Here is a 19,904-nt window from a genome sequence, read left to right on the forward strand (position 1 = left end):
GGCCCATGAGCGAGGAGTGCCATGAACTTCGACGGAATCCTGTTCTTTCCCCTGACGCCCTTCGACGGTGAGGGCCGGGTCAACGAGGACGTGTTGGCCGAGCACGTCGCCTCGGGGGTCGAGCACGGCGCGGGCGGTGTCTTCGCGGCGTGCGGGACCGGGGAGGTGCACGCCCTCTCGGCCGTCGAGCACGCGGCCGTGGTGCGCCGGTCGGTCCAGGTGACCGCCGGGCGGGTGCCCGTGGTGGCGGGCGCCGGCGGCAGCGTGGGCACCGCGATCGAGCAGGCCGCCTCCGCCCGTGAGCTGGGCGCGGACGCCGTCCTGTTGCTGCCGCCCTATCTGGTGGGCGCCCCGCAGCGGGGCCTGGTGGAGTACGTGCGCACCGTGACCTCGGCGGTGGACATCCCCGTGATCGTCTACCAGCGCGGGTCGATGGTGTTCACGCCCGAGAGCGCGGCCGAGCTGGCGGCGATCCCGAACGTGGTGGGGATCAAGGACGGGACGGGCGACCTGGGGCGCGTGCACCAGATCGTGCTGGCCGTGCGCGCGCTGCGCGGTCCGGAGTTCACGTTCTTCAACGGGCTTCCCACGGCCGAGCTGACCGTGCCGGCCTACAGCGCGATCGGTGTTCCGCTCTACTCCTCGGCGGCGTTCGCGTTCGTGCCCGAGGTCGCCAACGCCTTCTTCACCGCGGTGCACACCGGCGACGAGCTGGCCGCCACGCTCACGCGTGAGTTCTTCGAGCCGCTGGTGCGCCTGCGTGACCGGGTGCCGGGGTACGCGGTCTCGCTGGTCAAGGCGGGTGCGCGGCTGCGCGGGGTGGACGTGGGCGGGGTGCGGGCCCCGTTCGTGGACCCGACCCCCGAGGAGGAGACCGCCCTGGCCGGGCTCATCGAGACCGGCCTGTCACTGGTCAAGGAGGGCTGAGCGTGCGTGTGAGCGGGGTTTCGGCCCGTGCCTACCGGCTGCCGCTGCACCGTGCCTGGGACGGGGGCGTGGACCGCAACGACCTGGTCGTGGTGCGTGTACAGACCGACACCGGGCAGGTCGGGACGGGGTTCGCCTGGACCCCGCTGATCGGTGCGCGTGCGGTGGAGGCGCTGATCAATGACGACTGTCCGGCGGCGCTGGTGGGTCGGGAGGCCCATCCGGCGCTGTGGGAGGACCTGTGCTGGCACCTGCGGGAGGCGGGCACGAGCGGGCTGACCCTGATGGCGGTCGCCGGGATCGATATCGCCCTGTGGGACCTGCGGGCCCGCGCGGCGGGGGAGAGCCTGGTGGAGGCGGTGGGGCGCCGGCGTGCGTCCGTGCCCGCCTACGGCAGCGGGGTGAACCTGGACTATCCGCTGGCGGACTTGCAGGACCAGGTGCGCCGGTGGACGGCGGCCGGGCACACCGCGGTCAAGATCAAGGTCGGTTCGGCGGAGCTGTCCCGTGACGTGGAGCGCGTGGGCGTGGTGCGCGAGCTGCTGGGGCCGGACGGTGTGCTGATGGTGGACGCCAACCAGCGCTGGGACGTGGCGACGGCGGCGCGGGCGCTGGCCGCGTTGGAGGACTTCGACCCGTTCTTCATCGAGGAGCCGCTGCCGGCCCAGGACCTGGAGGCGCACGCGCGGTTGCGTGAGCGCACGCGGGTGCCGTTCGCGATCGGTGAGAACCTGCGCACGGTGCGGGAGTTCGAGCGGGCGGTGGAGCTGGGGGTGGTCGACGTGGCCCAGCCGAACGTGGTGCGGGTCGGCGGGATCACGCCGTTCCTGCGGATCGCGGAGTCGATGGCGCGCCGCGGGGTGCCGGTGGCTCCGCACCTGTTGCCCGAGCTGTCGGGTCAGTTGGCCCTGTGCCTGCCCCGGGTGGCGATGGTCGAGGAGATCGATCGCGCCTCCTTCGCCGAGCTGGGCGCGTTGGCCCGCCCCAGCGGCGTGGAGTTCGACCGCGGTTCGGTACGGGCCGACACCGGGCCCGGCCACGGCCTGGTGTTCGCCGACACGCTCACGCCGGTCGCCGACCACTTCCCCTAGCACTGGTGGTGCGGCCGGTGGTCCGGGGCGTCCCTTCGGGGGCGCCCCGGACCTGTCTTGGGGCAGGATGCCTGGGTGGCCGGAAGAGGTCGTCTTCGCTGGTGGAGGGCGCGGCTGAGTACCCGTACTCAGGGGCTTCTGGGTTCGTGTACGGATGTGGCGGTGCGGGCCCGGAACCTAGGTTCGACGCATGACCTACCTCCTCATCGGCCACGCGGCGATGGTCCTGCACTGGGCGTTCTTCGGCTACGTCGTCCTCGGGGGCTTCCTGGCCTGGCGGTGGCCCCGGGCGCTGTGGCCGCACGTGGGCGTGGCCGCCTACGCGCTGGGCATCGTCATCGTCGACTGGCCGTGCGTGCTGACCGAGATCGAGAACTGGTCGCGGGCGGCGACCGGGCGCGAGGTGATGGAGGCGGGCTTCATCGATTTCCACATCACCGGGACCCTGTACCCGCCGGAGCACCTGATGACCTCGCGGGTGGTGATCGCGTGCGTCATCGCGCTGTCGTGGGCGGGCGCCGCGGTGGCGCGGAACCGGCGGAACCGCCGCGGTGTTCGCCGCGTCCGACCGGCTGTCGGCGATCCCGGGAAGAAAGTCGCAGATGCGTCGGCAGACCTCCCCTCGACCCCTGACCCGCTGGGGTGCCGCCCTGGCCGGAGCGGCCCTGCTGTCCACCGCTTGCGCCCCCGGTGACCAGGCCCCACCCGAGGAGGCCCCCGCCCCGTCGCCGGACGTGGGGGCCGTGGAGCTGGAAGCGGGCCCCTTCGGCACCCTGGAGGGCCTGCCCCTGAGCTGACCCCGCGCGCGTCACGGCCCCGGGCACGTACGCACCCGGGGCCGTGAGCCGGTCAGGGGTCAGGCGGTCTTGGCCGGCCCCGTGCTCTCGCGCTCGACGACCTCGCCCTTGACCGTCACCACGCGCGGCTGTTCGGCGGGCTCGCCGTCCAGCGCCAGCTGGGCGGCCATCTCACCCATCTCCTCCAGCGGCAGGCGGACCGTGGTCAGGGCCGGGGTCAGGTCGCGCAGGGTGGGAATGTCGTCGAAGCCGGCCACGGACAGGTCCTGCGGAACCCGCATCCCCAGGTCGCGCAGGGCCGCCATCGCGCCGGTGGCCATGACGTCGTTGACCGCGAACAGGCACGTGGCGTCGGTGCCGACCGCCATCAGGCGCCGCGTGGACTCGTATCCGCCGTCGCGGGTGAAGGCCCCGTGCACCACGTTGTGGTGGGCCAGCTCCAGCCCGGCGCCCGAGAGCGCGGAATGGAACCCGTCCAGCCGCTCGCGGGCGGTCTGCAGGTCGGTGGGACCGGCCAGGATCGCGAACTCCCGGTGCCCCTGGGCGATGAGGTGACGTGCCAGGTCCGCCGAACCGGTGTGGTTGTCGGGGGTGACGGTGTCGGCGGGCAGCCCCTCCTGGGACACGCACGCCACCCGGCCGCCCTGGCGGCGGAACATGGTGATCTCCTCGGCCAGGCGCCGGTTGCTCTCCTCGTCGGTTGAGCGCGAACCCACGAGCACGACCGCGCGCGCCCGGTGGGCGCGCAGGGTCGCCAGAATGCGGCCCTCGTTCTGCGGGGCGTGGCTGGTGGTGCCCAGGACCAGGACCAGCCCCTGCGCCTCGGTCTGCCGGGTGACCCCGGCGGCGATCGAGGAGAAGTAGGGGTCGGCGATGTCGTGGACGATCAGGCCCACCAGGGAACTGCTGTTGCGGGCCAGTGTCTGGGCGGAGGCGTTGGCCAGGTAGCCCAGTTCCTGGGCGCTGGCCGTCACCTTGTCCCGGAGCTTCTGGCTCACCTGCCGGGTACTGCCGTTGATGACCCTCGACGCCGTGGCCAGGGACACCCCGGCGTGTTCGGCGACCTGCTCCAACGTCACGTAACCGGAGTTCACGCCGCTTCCTCTCCTGCTGCGCGCCACTGGAAAACTCTTTCCTCTCTAGCGTAGCGGAGCATGCGTGCGGTCAGCGGCGTTCGAGTTCGTCCCGGACGTCGGCGGGCACCTGCTCGCGCCACGTGCGGGTGGGGTTCCAGCCCAGCGCCTCGCGGGCCGCGCGCGAGCTGAAGACGGCCGAGCCGTCGGCCAGCGCGGCGGCGTGCTCGGCCGTGGTCGGGTGGTACTTCGGCAGCAGGGCGTCCACCGGGCCCAGGGCCAGGGGATCGGCCGCCATGGCGTTGAAGACCTGGCCGCCGGTGACGCGGTCGGGGTTCTCGATCACCAGCGCGAACAACTCGCCGGCGTCGCGGGCGTCGACGTAGTTGAACAGGGAGGTCGCCGCCAGCTCGGGGTCGGCCAGCCTTTCGGCGATGGTGTGGCCCTGCTGGGTGACCGCGCCCTCCCACTCCTCAGGCGCCACGACGTAACCCGGGCGCACGCACGTCATCGTGCAGGTGCGGGCGGTGCGCGCCAGGGCAGCCACGGTCTGCTCGATGAAGGCCTTGCTCAGCCCGTAGGCGTGCCAGGGCCGGACCGGGTGCTCCTCGTCCAGGGGCAGGTAGGAGGGCTGCCAGGAGGGGGTGTTGTACCCGTAGACCGTGGGGCTGGAGGCCGCCACCGCCGAACGGGCGCCGTGGGCCTCCGCCGAGGACAGCACCGCCCAGGCCAGGCGTGCGTTGACGCTGATGGTGTCCAGGTCGGGGCTGGCGAAGGGGACGGCGATCCCCGCCAGGTGGACGACGGCCTCGGGCCGGGCCCGGGTGAAGACGTCCTCCCGTTCGGCCGCGACGAGCAGGTCGGCGGTCATCCCGTCGGTGCCGGGCGGCGTCGGGGCGGTGTCCACGGAGGTGACGGTGTGGCCGCGCTCGGTGAGGGTGGCCACGACACTGCGGCCGAGCCTTCCCGAGCCGCCGGTGACGAGAACGCGCATGGGAGTCGTCTTCCTTCTGGTGGATGGGTGGGTGGGCCGGCCGGGGGCCGTCAGTCCAGTGACCGGGCGGCCTTGGCCAGGGCGGCCGGGTCGGCGGCGTGCCCGTCGTGGACCACGGTCCGCAGGCCCCGGCTCAGCACGGAGTCCGCCGGCAGGGGCAGGCGGGCGTCCCAGGCCAGGGCGGGGCCGACACCGGGGTACTCCTGCACGCGCAGGAACCAGGGGTCGGTGACGGGGCCCGTCTGGAGGAAGACCAGGGTCCAGGGCGCTCCGCCCGCGGTCCCGGCCAGGGCGAGCCACTCGGCGCGGGACCCGTGCAGGGCCTGCTCGCCCTCCAGCCCGTCGGGGCCGGTGCACGTGGGCGGTGTGGGCGCGTGGGGCGCCCGCCAGAAGAGGCCGCCGTATCCGGCGCCGGGCCGGCCGTTGGTGGCGGGGCTGCCCACGCTCAGGTCGCGGCCGCAGGTGTTGTGCAGCCGCACCGACAGGTCCAGGACCCAGGTGTGCTCGTCCAGGTCGTGGATCCGGGTGGTGCGCTCCTCGCGCAGCAGCTCCGCGCCGTCGGTGCCGGTCCACGACAGGACCTCGACCTGCCGGTCCTGCTCGCGGGCCAGCCACGACACGTGTTCCTGGCGGCCGTGGTTGTCGAGCAGGACCGACCCGCGGTCGGGGGTGAAGGTGCGCCCGCCCCAGAAGCTGGTGCCGGACACGTCGGGCACGGCCACGCTCACACCGAAGTGGTGCAGGTGGTCGGCGGGGCGCTCCTCGGTGACCACGGTGCCCGACTTGGTGCGGACCGGGTGCAGGTAGGGGCGGGGGGACAGGACGGGTTCGATGTCGGTGCCGTCCTGGCGGCTGGCCAGGACGGTGCTGCCGAGTACGAGATCGACGGTGCTCATGTGGCTGGGGTTCCTCCGGGTGGCCATGGGTTCAGGAACCGGTGGCCGACTCCGACCGTGCGGCGGGGTAGCGGGCGGGTTCGAGTTCGCTGAACAGGGACAGGGTCTGGGAGCTGCGGTGGATGAGGGCGTCGATGCCGTCGATGATCCGGCGGGTGCCCTCGGGGGTGCTGGTGACCTCCTGGTGGTCACCGGGCAGGGGAGCGGGGTCGGGGGCCGTGCGGACCGCCTCCAGGACGTGCATGAACGCGCGGGTGGCCGCGGGCGGCACGATCAGCGGCGTGCCGTCGCGCAGGTGGTCGACCAGGTTCTCCAGCAGCGGGGTGCGCGGATGGGTGGTCGTGGCCGGCGCCCGGCCCGGGCGGTGCACGGTGATCCGGTCCAGGGTGTAGTCCAGGTCGATCCGGCCGAGCTCGCCGTGCACGATCAGGCGCGGCGGTTCGCTGTGCGCGGCGCACAGGGTGACGGCCACCGTGATGGTGGTGCCCTGCGCGGTGCGCAGGCGCAGGCAGGAGGTGTCGTCGCTCTCGATGGGGTGGGCGTGGAACAGGTCCAGCTCCACGCTCTGCGGCGCCTGCTCGCCCGCGTCCGCCACGGCCAGCGCGGTGGCGACCGCGTGCGCGAAGGGGTTGGTCAGGGCGCCGTCGACCACGTCGCGCCCGTCGAGGCGGCGGCGGCCGGCCCAAGGGGCGCGTTCGTAGTAGGTCGAGGTGCGCACCCACGTGCCCTGCCCGCCGATCCCGCGCAGTCGGCCGATGGTGCCGTCGGCGATCATCCGCCGCACCTCGGTCACCGCCTGCGAGCCCAGGCTCTGGAAGCCGATCTGGCAGGCGAGCCCCGAGCGCTCGGCGATCTCGGTGAGTTCCTCGAACTCGGCCAGGGTCGCCGTGGTGGGCTTCTCCAGGAGCACGTGGGAGCCGTGCTCCAGGGCCACGCGCGCCAGGGGCAGGTGGGTGTGGATCGGGGTGACCACGAGGGTGATCTGGGCGCCGGTGGCCTCGATGGCCTCGCCCAGGTCGGTGTGGAAGGGGAGGGGGCCGTGCCCCTCGAGGTCGTCATCGGGCTCGGGCGGGCGCTGGTCGCACACGCCGACCAGTCGGACCAGCCCGGCCGCCACCGGCGCGCGCAGGGCGCGCAGGTGGTGGCGGCCGTGGCCGTGCAGCCCGACCAGGAGGACGGGGACGGGGGGCTGCACGCTCATGCCTCTTCCTTGAGCAGGTCGGCGACGGAGACGGGGGTCCCCGAGGCGATGGAGGCGTTGGCCGCCAGTCCGGTGAGCAGGGCGTTGCCGCCGTCGGCGTGGTCGGGGCGCACGCCGTCGTCGGCGCCGGAGAACAGGGCGTCGAGCATGACCTGGTCGCCGCCGCCGTGGGGGCCGTCGCCGACGGCCACGGGGATCTCCTCGGGCCGCTGCCAGTGGCGGCGCAGCCACAGGCGGGCCTCGGAGTGGTCCTTGGGGGCGGGCATCCCGCGCACCGGGGTGTTCTCGTCCTGGTCGGGCGAGGTGTACTCGAACTCGGTCATGTCCAGCTCCAGGCGGCCCCGGCTGCCGGTGAAGGAGATGCGGTAGCCCTCCCAGGGCGCGTAGGCCACCAGGTGGTAGCTCAGCCGGGCGCCGGTGTCGTAGCCGACCAGCACCGACATGTCGTCCTCGATGGTGATGCCCGGCCCGAACACGTTGAGGTCGCGGCGGTAGCCGTCCTCGTGCTCGGCCTCCAGGTAGAGCGCCGTCAGGTCGGGGCTGTCGCTCATGTGCAGGGCGAAGGGGTCGCTCTCCGCGGCGGCGGCCTCGTGGCCGCGCTCGTACTGCGCGCCCAGGCCGTGGCGGCGGGCGTTCTCGGGGCCGTAGAAGAACAGTCCGCCCTGGGCGTAGACGTTCGTGGGGCGGGCGCCGATCCACCAGTTGACGAGGTCGAAGTGGTGGCTGGCCTTGTGCACGAGCAGCCCGCCGGACTGGGACTTGTCGCGGTGCCAGCGGCGGAAGTAGTCGGCGCCGTGGCGCAGGTCCAGCAGCCACTCGAAGTGAACCGAGCCGATCTCGCCGATGGCTCCCGAGGCCAGCAGGTCGCGGACCTGGCGGTGGACGGGGTTGTAGCGGTAGTTGAAGCCCACCGTGACGCGGCGGCCGGTGCGGGCCTGGGCTTCGTTGATGCGGCGCAGGCCGTCCAGGTCCGCGGTCATGGGCTTCTCGGTGATCGCGTCGACGCCGGCGTCCAGTGCGGCCACGACGTAGTCGGCGTGCGTGCGGTCGACGGTGCACACGATGACCTCGTCGACGCGCTCCTCACGCAGCATGCGGGAGAAGTCCTCGGCGGCGTAGGTGGGCACCGCGTCGAGTCCGGCGTCGGTGACGATGCGGTTGTGCACCGCCATCCGGGTGCTGTTGGTATCGCACAGCGCGACGAGACTTCCCTGGTCACGATGGGTGTCGACCAGGGCCCGGGTGTACATCCGGGCTCGCGACCCGGTTCCGACGATGGCGTACCTGCGTAGAGTGGTGTCGTTCACACACGACATGGTAAACGCTTTCCGACCATCAGGACAAGAGCACCCCTGCCGAGATGGAGCAGGTCATGGCCTCGCCATTCGATGCCAGCGAGTGTTCATAACAGCACTTTTCGTGACGCTCATGTGAAGAAACGATGCCTGGTGCTCGTCTTCATCGCATTTTCCGTCGGGAGAACGGCGTCGCCCCTGTAACGATCCGGGGCATAGATGGCGTTCAGGGGGAAACGAGTCGTTGACACCCATGAAACCCGGTGCTAGAAACTGAACATCCTAGTACGTGGATAGCGCTTACCAAGTCGGTCGTCGCTGATCCGGCCCGTGTTCTCGGACACGTTCCACGCACTCACCGTGTCCCTCCAGCGAGATTGGCGGTCTCCAGTCATGAAACCAGGCCCGAACGTGCTCGCCGCCACCGCGGCGGCCGCCCTCCGGGGTGGTGGAACGCCGTGAGCGCGCTGCTCCAGCGCAGGCCCAAGGCGGACCCCGTCGCGGCCGCGCCCGCCGCCAGGACCAAGACCCGCGCCGGGAAGCAGGGTGCCAGGCAACGCGAGAACCTCGCGGCCTACGGCTTCCTCGCCCCGTGGTTCATCGGACTGTTCTTCATCACCGCGGGCCCGCTGCTGGCCTCCCTGTACTTCTCCTTCACCGACTACAACCTCATCGGCGACCACTCGTGGGTCGGCCTGGAGAACTACGCACGCATGCTCGAGGACGAGCGGCTGCACAACTCCCTCCGGGTCACGTTCGTCTACGTGTTCGTGTCGGTGCCGCTCCAGCTGGCGCTCGCGCTGGCCCTGGCGATGGTCCTGGACCGGGGCGTACGCGGACTGCCGCTGTACAGGTCGGTCTACTACCTGCCCTCCCTCCTGGGCGGCAGCGTCGCGATCGCCATCCTGTGGCGCCAGGTCTTCGGCGCCAACGGTCTGATCAACCAGGTGCTGGCCTTCTTCGGCATCCAGGGCGAGGGCTGGGTCTCCCACCCCGACTACGCCCTGGGCACACTGATCGTGCTCAACGTGTGGACCTTCGGCGCGCCCATGGTCATCTTCCTGGCCGGCCTGCGCCAGATCCCGCGCATGTACTACGAGGCCGCCTCGGTCGACGGCGCCGGCCCGTTGTACAAGTTCCGGCACATCACGGTGCCGCTGCTCACGCCGATCATCTTCTTCAACCTGGTCCTGCAGATCATCAACGCGTTCCAGACCTTCACCCAGGCGTTCATCGTCAGCGGCGGTACCGGCGGTCCCTCCGACTCCACGATGTTCTACACGCTCTACCTCTACCAACGCGGCTTCGGTTCCTTCGAGATGGGTTACGCCTCGGCGATGGCCTGGCTGCTGCTCATGATCATCGGAGGCTTCACCGCGGTGAACTTCCTCGCGTCCAAGTACTGGGTCTTCTATGGCGATTAAGACGACGGCCCCCGCGACCACGCAAGAGCGCTCCCGGGCCGCACGCATACGACGGTTGCTCATCCACATCGGGCTCATCGGCTTCGGGCTCATCATGCTGTACCCGCTGCTGTGGATGCTCGCCAGCTCCTTCAAGCCGACCGCGGAGATCTTCCGCGCCCCCGGCCTGATCCCCGAGACCTTCACCCCGGGCAACTACACCGAAGGCTGGACGGCACTGCAGTTCCCGTTCCACCACTACCTGCTGAACTCGGCGATCGTGGTGGTCGGCGCGATCATCGGCAACCTCATCGGGTGCTCGATGGCGGCCTACGCCTTCGCCCGCCTGGAGTTCCGGGGCAAGCGGCTCTTCTTCGCCATCATGCTGGCCACCATCATGCTCCCGATCCACGTCGTGATCGTGCCGCAGTACATCCTGTTCGCGGAGATCGGCTGGATCAACACGTTCCTGCCGCTCATCGTGCCCAAGCTGCTGGCCACCGACGGGTTCTTCATCTTCCTGATGGTCCAGTTCATCCGCGGCCTGCCCAAGGACCTGGACGAGGCCGCCCGCATCGACGGCTGCGGACACGTGCGGATCTTCTTCCAGATCATCATGCCGCTGTCGCTGCCGGCGCTGGCCACCACCGCGATCTTCACCTTCATCTGGACCTGGAACGACTTCTTCAGCCAGCTGATCTTCCTCACCAGCCCGGACATGTACACCGTGCCCGTCGCGCTGCGCACCTTCGTGGACTCCAGCTCCCAGACGTCCTGGGGTCCGCTGTTCGCCATGTCGGTGATCGCCCTCGGCCCTGTGTTCGGCTTCTTCCTCGCCGGACAGAAGTACCTGGTCAAGGGCATCGCCACCACCGGTATCAAGTAAGTCGAAGGGACATACGACTATGCGTGCACACCCTGGCAACGGGCGCCCCCGGGCCCGTAGCCTCAGCTCCGACGGGCGCCTACGGCGCCGCCCCCTGCTCAAGATCGCGGCCGGCGTCAGCGCCGTGGTCCTGGCCGCCACCGCGTGCGGCGGCGGCTCGGGCTCCGACGACGGCGTCGTCGAACTGCGCTTCTCCTGGTGGGGCGCCGACGACCGCCACGCGGTCACCCAGCAGGTCATCGAGGAGTTCGAGGCGGCCAACCCCGACATCCGGATCGTCGGGGACTACACCGACTGGGCCTCCTACTGGGACCGTCTGGCCACGAGCACCGCGGCCGGTGACGCGCCCGACATCATCACCCAGGAGGAGCGCTACCTGCGTGAGTACGGCGACCGCGGCGCCCTGGCCGACCTGAGCGAGCTCGAGTCGCTGGACCTGTCGAACATCGACCCGCTGGTCGCCGAGAGCGGCGACATGAACGGCCAGACCTACGGTGTGGCCACCGGTGTGAACGCCTACACCATCATGGCCGACCTGGACGCCTTCGAAGAGGCCGGCGTCGAACTGCCCGACGACGAGACCTGGAGCTGGGACGACTACGTCGACCTGGCGATCGAGATCTCCGAGACCACCGGCGGCGACATCCTGGGCGCCCAGAGCATGGCCTACAACGAGGCCGGCTTCCAGATCTTCGCCCGTCAGAAGGGCGAGAACCTCTACAACGAGGACGGCACCCTCGGCTACTCCGAGGAGACGCTGACCGAGTGGTTCTCGATCACCGACCGCCTGCTGGAGGCCGAGGGCCAGCCCACGGCGTCCGAGAGCGTGGAGATCGAGGCGCTCGGCCCCGACGGTTCGGTGCTGGCCACCAACACCGGTGCCATGGCGCACTTCTGGACCAACCAGCTCGGTCAGCAGACCGAGACCTCCGGGCACGAGATCGAGCTCCTGCGCTACCCGGGTGAGTCCACCGAGGACCGGGCCGGCATGTTCTTCAAGCCGGCCATGTTCTACTCCGTCTCGGCCGAGTCCGAGCACCCGGAGGAGGCGGGCCGGTTCGTGGACTTCCTCGTCAACAGCAACGAGGCGGCCGAGCTGATCCTGGCCGACCGCGGTCTGCCCGCCAACATCGACGTGCGCGGGCACATCGTCAGCCAGCTGCCCGAGGCCGACGCCCGCAGCGCGGTGTTCCTGTCCGATATCGAGGGCACGATCGAGGACGGCAACCCGCCGCCGCCGATCGGCGCCGGCGAGGTCGTGGACATCATCAAGCGGATCTCCGACGACATGGGCTTCGGCGAGCTGACGCCCGAGGAGGCCGCACAGCAGTTCACCGAGGAGGTCGAGGCCGCCACCGAGGCGTCCTGACCCTTCCAGCGTGACGGGCCCGGCCAGTGGGAGCGCTCTAGCTCCGGCCGGGCCCGTCGTGTGCGTGGCGGCCGGGGCTCATCCGTTCGGCCGCGCGGTGTCGGACACGGCGGCCAGGGACAGCTGGGCCCAGGCCACGTCGCGCCAGGAGCCGTGCTTGTGGCCGATCTCGCGCAGGACGCCGACGGGCTCGAAGCCCAGGGCGCGGTGCAGTCCCTGGCTGGCGTCGTTGGGCAGCGTCATGCCGGCCAGGGCGGTGTGCATACCGCGTTCGGCCAGCCGGGGGAGCAGGGCGCCGTAGAGGGTGCGGCCCGCGCCCGTGCGACGTCTGCCGCGTTCGAGGTAGACGCTGACCTCGCAGGACCACCGGTAGGCGGCGCGGGCGCGGAAGGGCGCTCCGTAGGCGTAGCCCACCACCCGCCCCTGCTCCTCCAGGACGAGCCAGGCGTGGTCGCGCTGGGCGTCGGCGATGCGCCGGGCCATCTCCGCGGCGGTGGGCGGCTCGTACTCGAAGGTGATCGAGGTGTCGGTGACATAGGGGGCGTAGATCGCCGCACAGGCCTGCGCGTCGGCCGCGGTGGCGTCCCGGACGTGTGCCGTGGTGACTGTGGTGTCCATGAGTCCACCATAGTGGATTAATTTGTGCACTATAGTCGCCATATGAGCGACGCACTGGGTTCAGCCCTGGCCACCACCCTGCGCGATCTTCGCAGATCGCGCGGCCTGTCCGGCGCCGCCCTCGCCGAGCGCTCGGGGGTCTCGCGGGCGATGATCAGCAAGGTCGAGCGCGGCGAGACACAGCCGACCGCGCAGCTGCTGGGCCGGCTCTCCGCGGCCCTGGGCATGACCCTGTCGGAGCTGGTGGCCCGAGCCGAGCAGGGGGAGCGGCGCCTGGCGCGCCGCTCGGAGCAGCCCGTGTGGACCGACCCGGTGACCGGCTACCGGCGCCGCGCGGTCACCCCCACCGCGGGCGGTGCGCTGGAGCTGGTGGAGGTCGAACTCCCGGCGGGAGCGGAGGTCTCCTACCCGGCCGACTCCTACCGCCACCTGCACCACCAGATCTGGGTGCTCGAGGGCGAGCTGGCCTTCCAGGAGGGGGACCTCCTGCACGAGCTCGGCGCGGGGGACTGCCTGCAGATCGGCGCGCCCGTCCCGTGCGTGTACCGCAACACCGGCGAGCGCGCGTGCCGCTACCTGGTGGCGCTCGCCCGCCGGGAGGCCTGACCCCCGCTCGCCCGCCCCGCCGAAGGAGCCGGAGGCTCTCGGGCGGGTGTAGGGGCCCCGCCCCTCGCACAGCGGCCCGGGCGCGAGGGGAAGCGTCCGGCCGTATGCTCTGGTCCGATCATCACCCCTCGGCCCCAGGAGGTCGGCGTGTCCGTGGAACCCGTGCGTCACCGCGCCTCAGGACTGGCGTTCGCGCTGGCCGCGGCCCTGTTCTTCGGCGGGGCGGGTGTGGCGGCCCGCCCTCTGCTGGAGTCCGGGATGGACCCGCTCCAGGTCACCTGGCTGCGCCTGGCCGGAGCGGCGCTGCTGCTGTCCCCGGTGGCGCTCCTGCACTGGCGGGTGATGCTGCGCCGGCCGCTGCTGGTCCTGGCCTACGGGGTGTTCCCGATGGCCGGGGTCCAGGCCCTGTACTTCGCGGCCGTGGACCGGATCCCGGTGGGCATCGCCCTGCTGATCGAGTTCCTCGGCCCCGTCCTCCTGCTCGTGTGGTTCCGCCTCGTACGCCGCACCCGGGTGGCCCCGGCGGCGGTGGTGGGCGTGGTCCTGGCGGTGGCCGGGCTCGGGCTGCTGCTGGAGGTGTGGTCGGGGATGAGTCTGGACCCCGTCGGCGTGGGGCTGGCCCTGGGCGCGGCCGCGGCGCAGGTGGGGTTCTTCCTGCTGTCGGACGCCACGGGCGCGGACGCGGATCCGCTGGCCGTGATCGCCATCGGATCGCTCGTGGCGACCGCGCTGCTCGCGGTCCTCGCTCGGCCGTGGTCGATCCCGTGGGGGACGCTGGCCGAGCCGCTCCCGCTCGGCGGGGCACACGTGCCCGGGTGGGCGATCGCGCTGTGGTTGGCGCTGGTGTGCACGGCGATGGCCTACTTCGCCGGGGTGAGCGCGGTGCGCCGGCTCTCGCCGCAGGTCGCCGGGGGCGTGGCCTACCTGGAGGTGGTGACCGCGATCGTCCTGGCGTGGGTGCTGCTGGGCGAGGCGCTCAGCACCGTGCAGGTCGTGGGAGCGGTCGTCATCGTGGCGGGCGCCTTCATCACCCAGACCGCGGTGCCGTCGCGGCCCGCGCCGGACGCCGCCGCAGGAGAGGAGCCCGGGCTCGTGCCGGCGGCGGACGCTCCGGATCCGCGCGCGGGCTGAGGACCGGGCGAAGGAACGGCTACCGGGAGGCGCGGAAGGTGGCGCGGTAGGCCAGCGGGCTGACGCCGACGACCCGGTGGAAGTGGCGCCGCAGGGTGGTCGCGGTGCCCATCCCGCAGCGCGCGGCGATCTGCTCGACGGTGGCGTCGGTGCTCTCCAGGAGTTCCTGGGACAGGCGCACGCGTTGGCCGTGCAGCCACACCAGCGGAGTCGTCCCGGTCTCGACGCGCATGCGCCGGACGAGCTGGCGGGTGCTCAAGCCGGCCCTGCGGGCCAGGTCCGCGACGGCCAGCGGCCGGTCCAGGCGGGCCCGGGCCCACTCCAGTGCCGCGCCCAGGCTGTCGGGGGCGCAGGGCACGGTGGGCGGCGGGATGTACTGCGCCTGCCCGCCCGGGCGGTGGACCGGTGCGACGAGCCGGCGTGCGAGACCGCCGGCCGCCGCGGCGCCGTGGTCGGTGCGGACCAGGTGCAGGCACAGGTCCAGGGCCGCGGTCTTGCCGGCCGAGGTCAGGACCTGCCCGTCGTCGGTGTAGAGGACGTCGGCTCGCATGTTCACGAGGGGGTGGCGTCCGGCGAGCGCGTCGGCGTGCATCCAGTGCGTGGTCGCGCTGCGGCCGTCGAGCAGCCCGGCGGCGGCGAGCACGAAGGCGCCGGTGCACAGGGACACGATCCGGCGACCGGCTTGGTGGGCGGCGCGCAGGGCGGCCAGGTACTCCGGGGACGGGGGCGTCTCGATGTCGTGGGTGGCGGGCACGACCACGGTGTCGAGGCCGGGCACCTGCCCGAACCCGTACGCGGGGACCCCTGGCAGGAACGGTGAGGGGCCGCCCTCAGCGGTGTGGGTGCTCAGGCGGTACCAGTCGCCGTCACAGGAGAGGTCGGAGCGGTCGACGCCGAAGACCTCCGCGGCGATCGCCACCTCGTAGGGCATCGTGTGCTCGTGGACGGCGATTCCGACGGAGTGCATGGCGCAAAGTGTACGCAAGGCGGCGGATCGGACACTGGTGGGGTGCCGTCCCCAGGCCGGAGGATGGCTCCATGGACGCGATTTCGAGCAGGGGCCCGCGTGCGGGCCGACGTGTACTGGTCTACGGCGCCACGGGGCACACCGGGCGGTTCGTGGTCCAGGAGCTGGTGCGGCGCGGCCTGGAGCCCGTGCTGTCCGGACGGGACTCGGACAGGCTCGCCGAGCTGGGCCGCCGGCACCCGGGCCTGGAGGTGCGTCCGGCCGAGGTGGCGGAAGCGGAGGCGCTGGCGAAGGCCGTCGTGGACGTGGCGGCGGTGGTGAACTGTGCCGGGCCCTTCCTGGACACGGCGGGACCCGTGGCCGCGGCCGCGGTGGGCGCCGGCGCCCACTACCTGGACGTGACCGCCGAGCAGCCCTCCGTCCAGGCCACCTACCGTGCCCACGGCGAGGGCTCGGTCCCGGAGGGCGTGGTGGTCCTGCCGGCGATGGCGTTCTACGGCGGGCTCGCGGACCTGCTGGCCTCCGCGCTGGCCGACCGGTCCGGGGGCGCGGTGGAGTCGGTCACGACCGCGGTGGGTCTGGACCGGTGGTGGCCCACCGAGGGCACGAGGGCCACCGGGCGGCGCAACACCGCCCGCCGCCTGGTCGTCGCCGACGGACGACTGGTTCCGGCGCCGGAGGCCGCGCCGAGCCGCACCTGGGACTTTCCGGCCCCGCTCGGGCGGCACGCGGTGGTGGCCCTTCCCTTCACCGAGGTCATCGCGATGCACCGGCACCTGGACGCCGGGCGGATCGACTCCTACCTGAGCGAGGCGCCCCTGTCCGAGTTGCGCGACCCGGCCACCGGCGGCCCCGAGGCGAGCGACGAGAGCGGCCGGTCGGCCCAGCGGTTCGCGGTCGACGTGCGGGTGCGTGCCGAGGGGGTCGAGCACCGGGCCGTGGCCACGGGCCGGGACATCTACGCGGTGACCGCGCCGCTGGTGGCCGAGGCGGTCACACGGGTGCTGGACGGCCGGGTGCGCGCGGAGGGCGCCGTGGCTCCGGGGCAGGTGTTCGACGCCGCGGACTTCCTGGCGGCGCTGTCCCCCTGGCCGTTGGACGTGGAGCTGTCCGAGGGATGAACCGGCCGGTGGTGTGCGGGGCATCCGGCCGAGGCCGGAGTCGTGTGGGCGTGTAACGTCGACGAAACATACTTCGTCCTCATCGGGGACACGAACGCATGCCCATCGCACGCCGTCGTCCCGTCCCGCCCGGGCGGGACGACGGCTCCGAAAGGACCCTTCACGTATGACCGCTGCCAACGAGTCCGCGCTGGCGAACCACCATCCGGGCGTGCGCTCGGCCTTCGAGCACGTGGCGCGCCGCAACCCGGACGAGCCCGAGTTCCAGCAGGCGGTGCTGGAGGTCCTGGACAGCCTCTCTCCGGCCCTGTCCCGGCACCCCGAGTACGCCCAGGAGCGGATCCTGGAGCGCCTGTGCGAGCCTGAGCGCCAGATCGTCTTCCGCGTGCCGTGGCGTGACGACGGTGGCCGGGTGCACGTCAACCGGGGCTTCCGGGTGGAGTTCAACAGCGCCCTGGGGCCCTTCAAGGGCGGCCTGCGCTTCCACCCCAGCGTCAACCTCGGCGTCGTCAAGTTCCTGGGCTTCGAGCAGATCTTCAAGAACGCGCTCACCGGCATGAACATCGGGGGCGGCAAGGGCGGCAGCGACTTCGACCCCAAGGGGCGCTCCGACACCGAGGTGGAGCGGTTCTGCCAGTCCTTCATGACCGAGCTCCACCGCCACCTGGGCGAGCACACCGACGTCCCGGCCGGCGACATCGGCGTGGGGGCCCGGGAGATCGGCTACCTGTTCGGCCAGTACCGGCGCCTGGCGAACCGGTGGGAGGCCGGGGTCATCACCGGCAAGGGCCTGGACTGGGGCGGCTCCCGCGTGCGCACCGAGGCCACCGGGTACGGGAACGTGCTGTTCACCCAGCGGATGCTGGAGCGTGTGGGCCAGAGCCTGGACGGCCAGCGCGTGGTGGTCTCGGGGTCGGGCAACGTGGCGATCTACTCGGTGGCCAAGGCCCGCCAGCTCGGCGCGACCGTGGTGGCCTGCTCCGACTCCGGCGGCTACGTCGTGGACGAGCGCGGGATCGACGTCGACCTGCTCCGGCAGGTCAAGGAGGTGGAGCGCGAGCGGATCAGCGTCTACGCCGATCGCCGCACGGGTGCGCGCTACGTGGAGGGCGGCAGCGTGTGGGACGTGCCCTGCACGGTCGCGCTGCCCTCGGCCACCCAGAACGAGCTGGACGCCGACGCGGCGCGCACCCTGGTCCGGGGCGGCGTCAAGGTGGTCTCCGAGGGGGCGAACATGCCCACCACGCCCGAGGCCGTACAGGTGCTGCGGGACGCCAAGGTCCTGTTCGGGCCGGGCAAGGCGGCCAACGCCGGCGGTGTGGCCACCAGCGTCCTGGAGATGCAGCAGAACGCGCGGCGCACCTCGTGGTCCTTCGAGCACACCGAGCAGGAGCTGGCCGAGGTGATGTCGGACATCCACGACCGCTGTGAGGAGGCGGCCGAGCGCTACGGGTCGCCCGGCGACTACGTGCTGGGCGCGAACGTGGCCGGCTTCGAGCGGGTGGCGGGCGCCATGCTCGCCCAGGGCCTGATCTGAGCGGTGTCCGGGTGCGCCCGCGGGCGCACCCGCCCCGCCCCGCGCCGGGTCGGCCCGTGGTCACGGCTCCAGCAGCCGGGCCAGGGGTGCGCGGACGTCGGCCGGGTGCAGGCCCTGGGGATCGAGGTCGTCGGCGGAGGCCCACAGGAGTTCCGGGGTCGAGGAACATTGGAACAGGATTCGGCGCTAAGGGGTGTGGTTCTCCCGAAGCTACGGTCAGAGGCAAAGTAACCGCTGAGTAGCTGCGCGGCCTGGGGTCGGGGGCGAACCAAGTTAGCCCGAAAGAGTCAATGGCCTGCTCATCGGGTAGCTGAGCTACTGCGGTGCCGGAGGGCGCTCCGGCGGTCGCCTCCGCCGCGGCGCGGCACCATTACGCAACACGGGCCCGAGTAGGTCCCGGCACATGCGTAGACAACTCCTCCTGCTCGGTGCCGCGTGCGCGTTCGCCGTACCGTTCCTATTCAGTGTGCAGGAGTGGGTGTTGGGCCCATCTGCTGTCCCTGCGCGTGTCCCGAACGGTGGTGGACGCGCTGGTTCCCCGCGTTCTCTCCTCCCCTGCCCGGTGACGCGCATCGTGTGCGCGTTCCGTGGCAGGGCGGCGGGGTCCCTCACACCCCAAGGACCCCGGTTCGGTCTGGACGGTCCGAGGCCCGCCACCATCACTCCGGTGGTGGCGGGGCGGTGCCGTCCGACGCCGGACCGGGTGCCCCAGAGCGCGCCTGCCAATGGCCACCGCGGCGGCGTCATGGCGAGTCATGTTTCGGTTGTTGCTGTTCAGGGGCTCGGCCCAGTGCTGGGCGCCCCACTTCGAGGTGTAGGCCGGATCGACGGCCACGACCGCGATTGCGCGTTCGGCGGCCATCGACACGATCCGGGCGCGGAGCCTGGCGATGGGCATGGCGGAGATCAACTGCCGGAAGCGCTTCCTGCGGCCGTGCTTCTCCCGGGTCTTGCCGGTGGCGAAGTCCAGGTCCTCGATCGCGATCGCCTGTACGCCGGTGCGCTGGGTCCAGTGCAGCAGCCCGGTCAAAGCGTGTCGGACCTGGGCGTCACGGTGCGCAGCACGACCGGTCAAGTCGAAGGAGAACCGCTCAGGGTCCCCGACCGGGTTGCCGTGCGGGTCGAGCCGGTAGGCGGCCAGATGGTCGGCGTTCATATCCACACCCACCACCCCCTTCGCACGGGCCGCCGCCAACGGCAGGGCCCGCGCCTTGGGCCGGGTCCAGGAAGCAGTGATGTACCACCGGCCCCGCTCCACATCGAGGTGGATCCGGTAGGCCACCGCCCGATTCGCTTCGACACGGTCGGCCCACTCGGCACCGCGATGCGCGAACGCCACCCGGCAGGAGAGCACGTACCGGCCGTGCGGGGCGTTCGCCAGATACTCCAGCGGAGCCGGGAGCCGGATCGACACCCGCCCGTCCGGGGTGAGGCGGATGGTCTCGTTGCCGTACCGCTTACCGGACTCCCCATCGGCCTGGAGGAAGAACCGCCCGGCCTCCCACCGGTTGCGCCAGTCGGCTTCGGTGAGCTGTGCCTGGTCCAGGTGGTGGCGGGCCTTCAGCAGGCGTTTGCCGCCCCGCACCACGTGCACCCGCCCGGCCTCGATGTCCGCGCGTGCCCGTTCCAGACGGTCTTTGAGGCAGGCCAGGCGGCGGGACTTGGCGTGCCATTCGCGCCGCGACCGGTACCCGCCCGGGGCGCGTTTGGTGCCCTTCTCCCCCAAGGGGAGGGAGAGCCGGTGCTCCAGCATCCGGATACCCGCTTCGAGCTTGTGCAGGTGAGCGGCCTGGCTGCGGCGGGCCAGTGCCCACTGGTCGTGGGTGGCCTTGGTGATCGACCCCGCCCACCGCGACGACGACTGCACGGTCACATCCCGTTTACGCGCCGCCCAGGTATCGGCATCGTGGTCGCGGCCCTGACGGCACCGGGTCGCCAGGTCACCAGAAGCCAGCGACCCCAGATGGGCACCCGCCACACGCAGGACCTGCT

The 19,904-nt window shown here is 71.9% G+C and carries 17 protein-coding genes and 1 pseudogene; 10 read left to right on the plus strand and 8 right to left on the minus strand.

Annotation, left to right across the window (positions count from 1 at the left end):
- Positions 1 to 21: 21 nt before the first annotated feature.
- From DFP74_RS21940 to DFP74_RS21950, 3 genes and pseudogenes are all read left to right on the plus strand, one after another.
- Positions 22 to 927: a 5-dehydro-4-deoxyglucarate dehydratase gene (locus tag DFP74_RS21940; protein ID WP_121184275.1), complete on the plus strand. Its 906-nt coding sequence runs from the start codon at positions 22 to 24 to the stop codon at positions 925 to 927.
- Positions 928 to 929: 2 nt separating this feature from the next.
- The gene (locus tag DFP74_RS21945; RefSeq protein ID WP_121184277.1) at positions 930 to 2,018 is read left to right on the plus strand and encodes a mandelate racemase/muconate lactonizing enzyme family protein; all 1,089 of its coding nucleotides are present in this window, start codon (positions 930 to 932) and stop codon (positions 2,016 to 2,018) included.
- A gap of 190 nt (positions 2,019 to 2,208) precedes the next feature.
- Positions 2,209 to 2,565 (plus strand): annotated as a pseudogene (locus DFP74_RS21950) (DUF2784 domain-containing protein); the annotation flags it as partial.
- Positions 2,566 to 2,874: 309 nt separating this feature from the next.
- Here the strand turns inward: DFP74_RS21950 and DFP74_RS21955 are convergent.
- The 5 genes from DFP74_RS21955 to DFP74_RS21975 form a co-directional block, all read right to left on the minus strand.
- Positions 2,875 to 3,909 (minus strand): LacI family DNA-binding transcriptional regulator, encoded by a 1,035-nt coding sequence (locus DFP74_RS21955; RefSeq protein WP_121184281.1) that lies wholly within the window; start codon positions 3,907 to 3,909, stop codon positions 2,875 to 2,877.
- A 70-nt stretch (positions 3,910 to 3,979) separates the two neighbouring features.
- The gene (locus DFP74_RS21960) at positions 3,980 to 4,882 is read right to left on the minus strand and encodes an NAD(P)-dependent oxidoreductase (protein WP_121184283.1); all 903 of its coding nucleotides are present in this window, start codon (positions 4,880 to 4,882) and stop codon (positions 3,980 to 3,982) included.
- A gap of 50 nt (positions 4,883 to 4,932) precedes the next feature.
- Positions 4,933 to 5,778 (minus strand): PmoA family protein, encoded by an 846-nt coding sequence (locus tag DFP74_RS21965; protein WP_121184285.1) that lies wholly within the window; start codon positions 5,776 to 5,778, stop codon positions 4,933 to 4,935.
- 31 nt (positions 5,779 to 5,809) lie between these two features.
- Positions 5,810 to 6,973, minus strand: a complete 1,164-nt coding sequence (locus tag DFP74_RS21970) for a Gfo/Idh/MocA family protein (RefSeq protein WP_121188431.1) — start codon at positions 6,971 to 6,973, stop codon at positions 5,810 to 5,812.
- Between the two features lie 2 nt (positions 6,974 to 6,975).
- Positions 6,976 to 8,286: a Gfo/Idh/MocA family protein gene (locus tag DFP74_RS21975; protein WP_121184287.1), complete on the minus strand. Its 1,311-nt coding sequence runs from the start codon at positions 8,284 to 8,286 to the stop codon at positions 6,976 to 6,978.
- Between the two features lie 446 nt (positions 8,287 to 8,732).
- Between DFP74_RS21975 and DFP74_RS21980 the strand changes: the two genes are divergently transcribed.
- The 3 genes from DFP74_RS21980 to DFP74_RS21990 are packed head-to-tail and all read left to right on the plus strand — an operon-like array spanning position 8,733 to position 11,932.
- On the plus strand, positions 8,733 to 9,698 hold the full coding sequence (locus tag DFP74_RS21980) for a carbohydrate ABC transporter permease (protein WP_121184289.1): 966 nt from the start codon (positions 8,733 to 8,735) through the stop codon (positions 9,696 to 9,698).
- Positions 9,688 to 10,563 (plus strand): carbohydrate ABC transporter permease, encoded by an 876-nt coding sequence (locus DFP74_RS21985; RefSeq protein WP_121184291.1) that lies wholly within the window; start codon positions 9,688 to 9,690, stop codon positions 10,561 to 10,563. The genes DFP74_RS21980 and DFP74_RS21985 overlap by 11 nt, the downstream gene beginning before the upstream one ends.
- A 19-nt stretch (positions 10,564 to 10,582) precedes the next feature.
- Positions 10,583 to 11,932, plus strand: coding sequence for an ABC transporter substrate-binding protein (locus DFP74_RS21990; RefSeq protein WP_121184294.1), 1,350 nt, complete (start codon positions 10,583 to 10,585; stop codon positions 11,930 to 11,932).
- A 78-nt stretch (positions 11,933 to 12,010) separates the two neighbouring features.
- Here the strand turns inward: DFP74_RS21990 and DFP74_RS21995 are convergent, their stop codons facing one another.
- Positions 12,011 to 12,550, minus strand: a complete 540-nt coding sequence (locus tag DFP74_RS21995) for a GNAT family N-acetyltransferase (RefSeq protein ID WP_121184296.1) — start codon at positions 12,548 to 12,550, stop codon at positions 12,011 to 12,013.
- Positions 12,551 to 12,592: 42 nt separating this feature from the next.
- Between DFP74_RS21995 and DFP74_RS22000 the strand changes: the two genes are divergently transcribed.
- Together DFP74_RS22000 and DFP74_RS22005 are read left to right on the plus strand one after the other, a co-directional pair.
- On the plus strand, positions 12,593 to 13,156 hold the full coding sequence (locus DFP74_RS22000; RefSeq protein WP_121184298.1) for an XRE family transcriptional regulator: 564 nt from the start codon (positions 12,593 to 12,595) through the stop codon (positions 13,154 to 13,156).
- 147 nt (positions 13,157 to 13,303) lie between these two features.
- The gene (locus DFP74_RS22005) at positions 13,304 to 14,287 is read left to right on the plus strand and encodes an EamA family transporter (protein WP_121184300.1); all 984 of its coding nucleotides are present in this window, start codon (positions 13,304 to 13,306) and stop codon (positions 14,285 to 14,287) included.
- Between the two features lie 19 nt (positions 14,288 to 14,306).
- On the opposite strand, the gene DFP74_RS22010 is transcribed toward DFP74_RS22005, so the two are convergent.
- Positions 14,307 to 15,254, minus strand: coding sequence for a GlxA family transcriptional regulator (locus tag DFP74_RS22010; protein ID WP_121184302.1), 948 nt, complete (start codon positions 15,252 to 15,254; stop codon positions 14,307 to 14,309).
- A gap of 71 nt (positions 15,255 to 15,325) precedes the next feature.
- On the opposite strand from DFP74_RS22010, the gene DFP74_RS22015 reads away from it, so the two are divergent.
- A complete protein-coding gene (locus tag DFP74_RS22015) occupies positions 15,326 to 16,375 on the plus strand; it encodes a saccharopine dehydrogenase NADP-binding domain-containing protein (protein WP_121184304.1) in 1,050 nt (349 codons plus the stop codon).
- Between the two features lie 166 nt (positions 16,376 to 16,541).
- Entirely contained in the window at positions 16,542 to 17,912 is a 1,371-nt protein-coding gene (gene gdhA / locus DFP74_RS22020; protein ID WP_121184306.1) for an NADP-specific glutamate dehydrogenase, read from the plus strand.
- A gap of 457 nt (positions 17,913 to 18,369) precedes the next feature.
- Here the strand turns inward: gdhA and DFP74_RS22025 are convergent, their stop codons facing one another.
- A complete protein-coding gene (locus tag DFP74_RS22025) occupies positions 18,370 to 19,779 on the minus strand; it encodes a transposase (protein WP_233571103.1) in 1,410 nt (469 codons plus the stop codon).
- Positions 19,780 to 19,904: the final 125 nt, after the last annotated feature.

The sequence above is a fragment of the Nocardiopsis sp. Huas11 genome, from assembly GCF_003634495.1.
Lineage (GTDB): Bacteria > Actinomycetota > Actinomycetes > Streptosporangiales > Streptosporangiaceae > Nocardiopsis.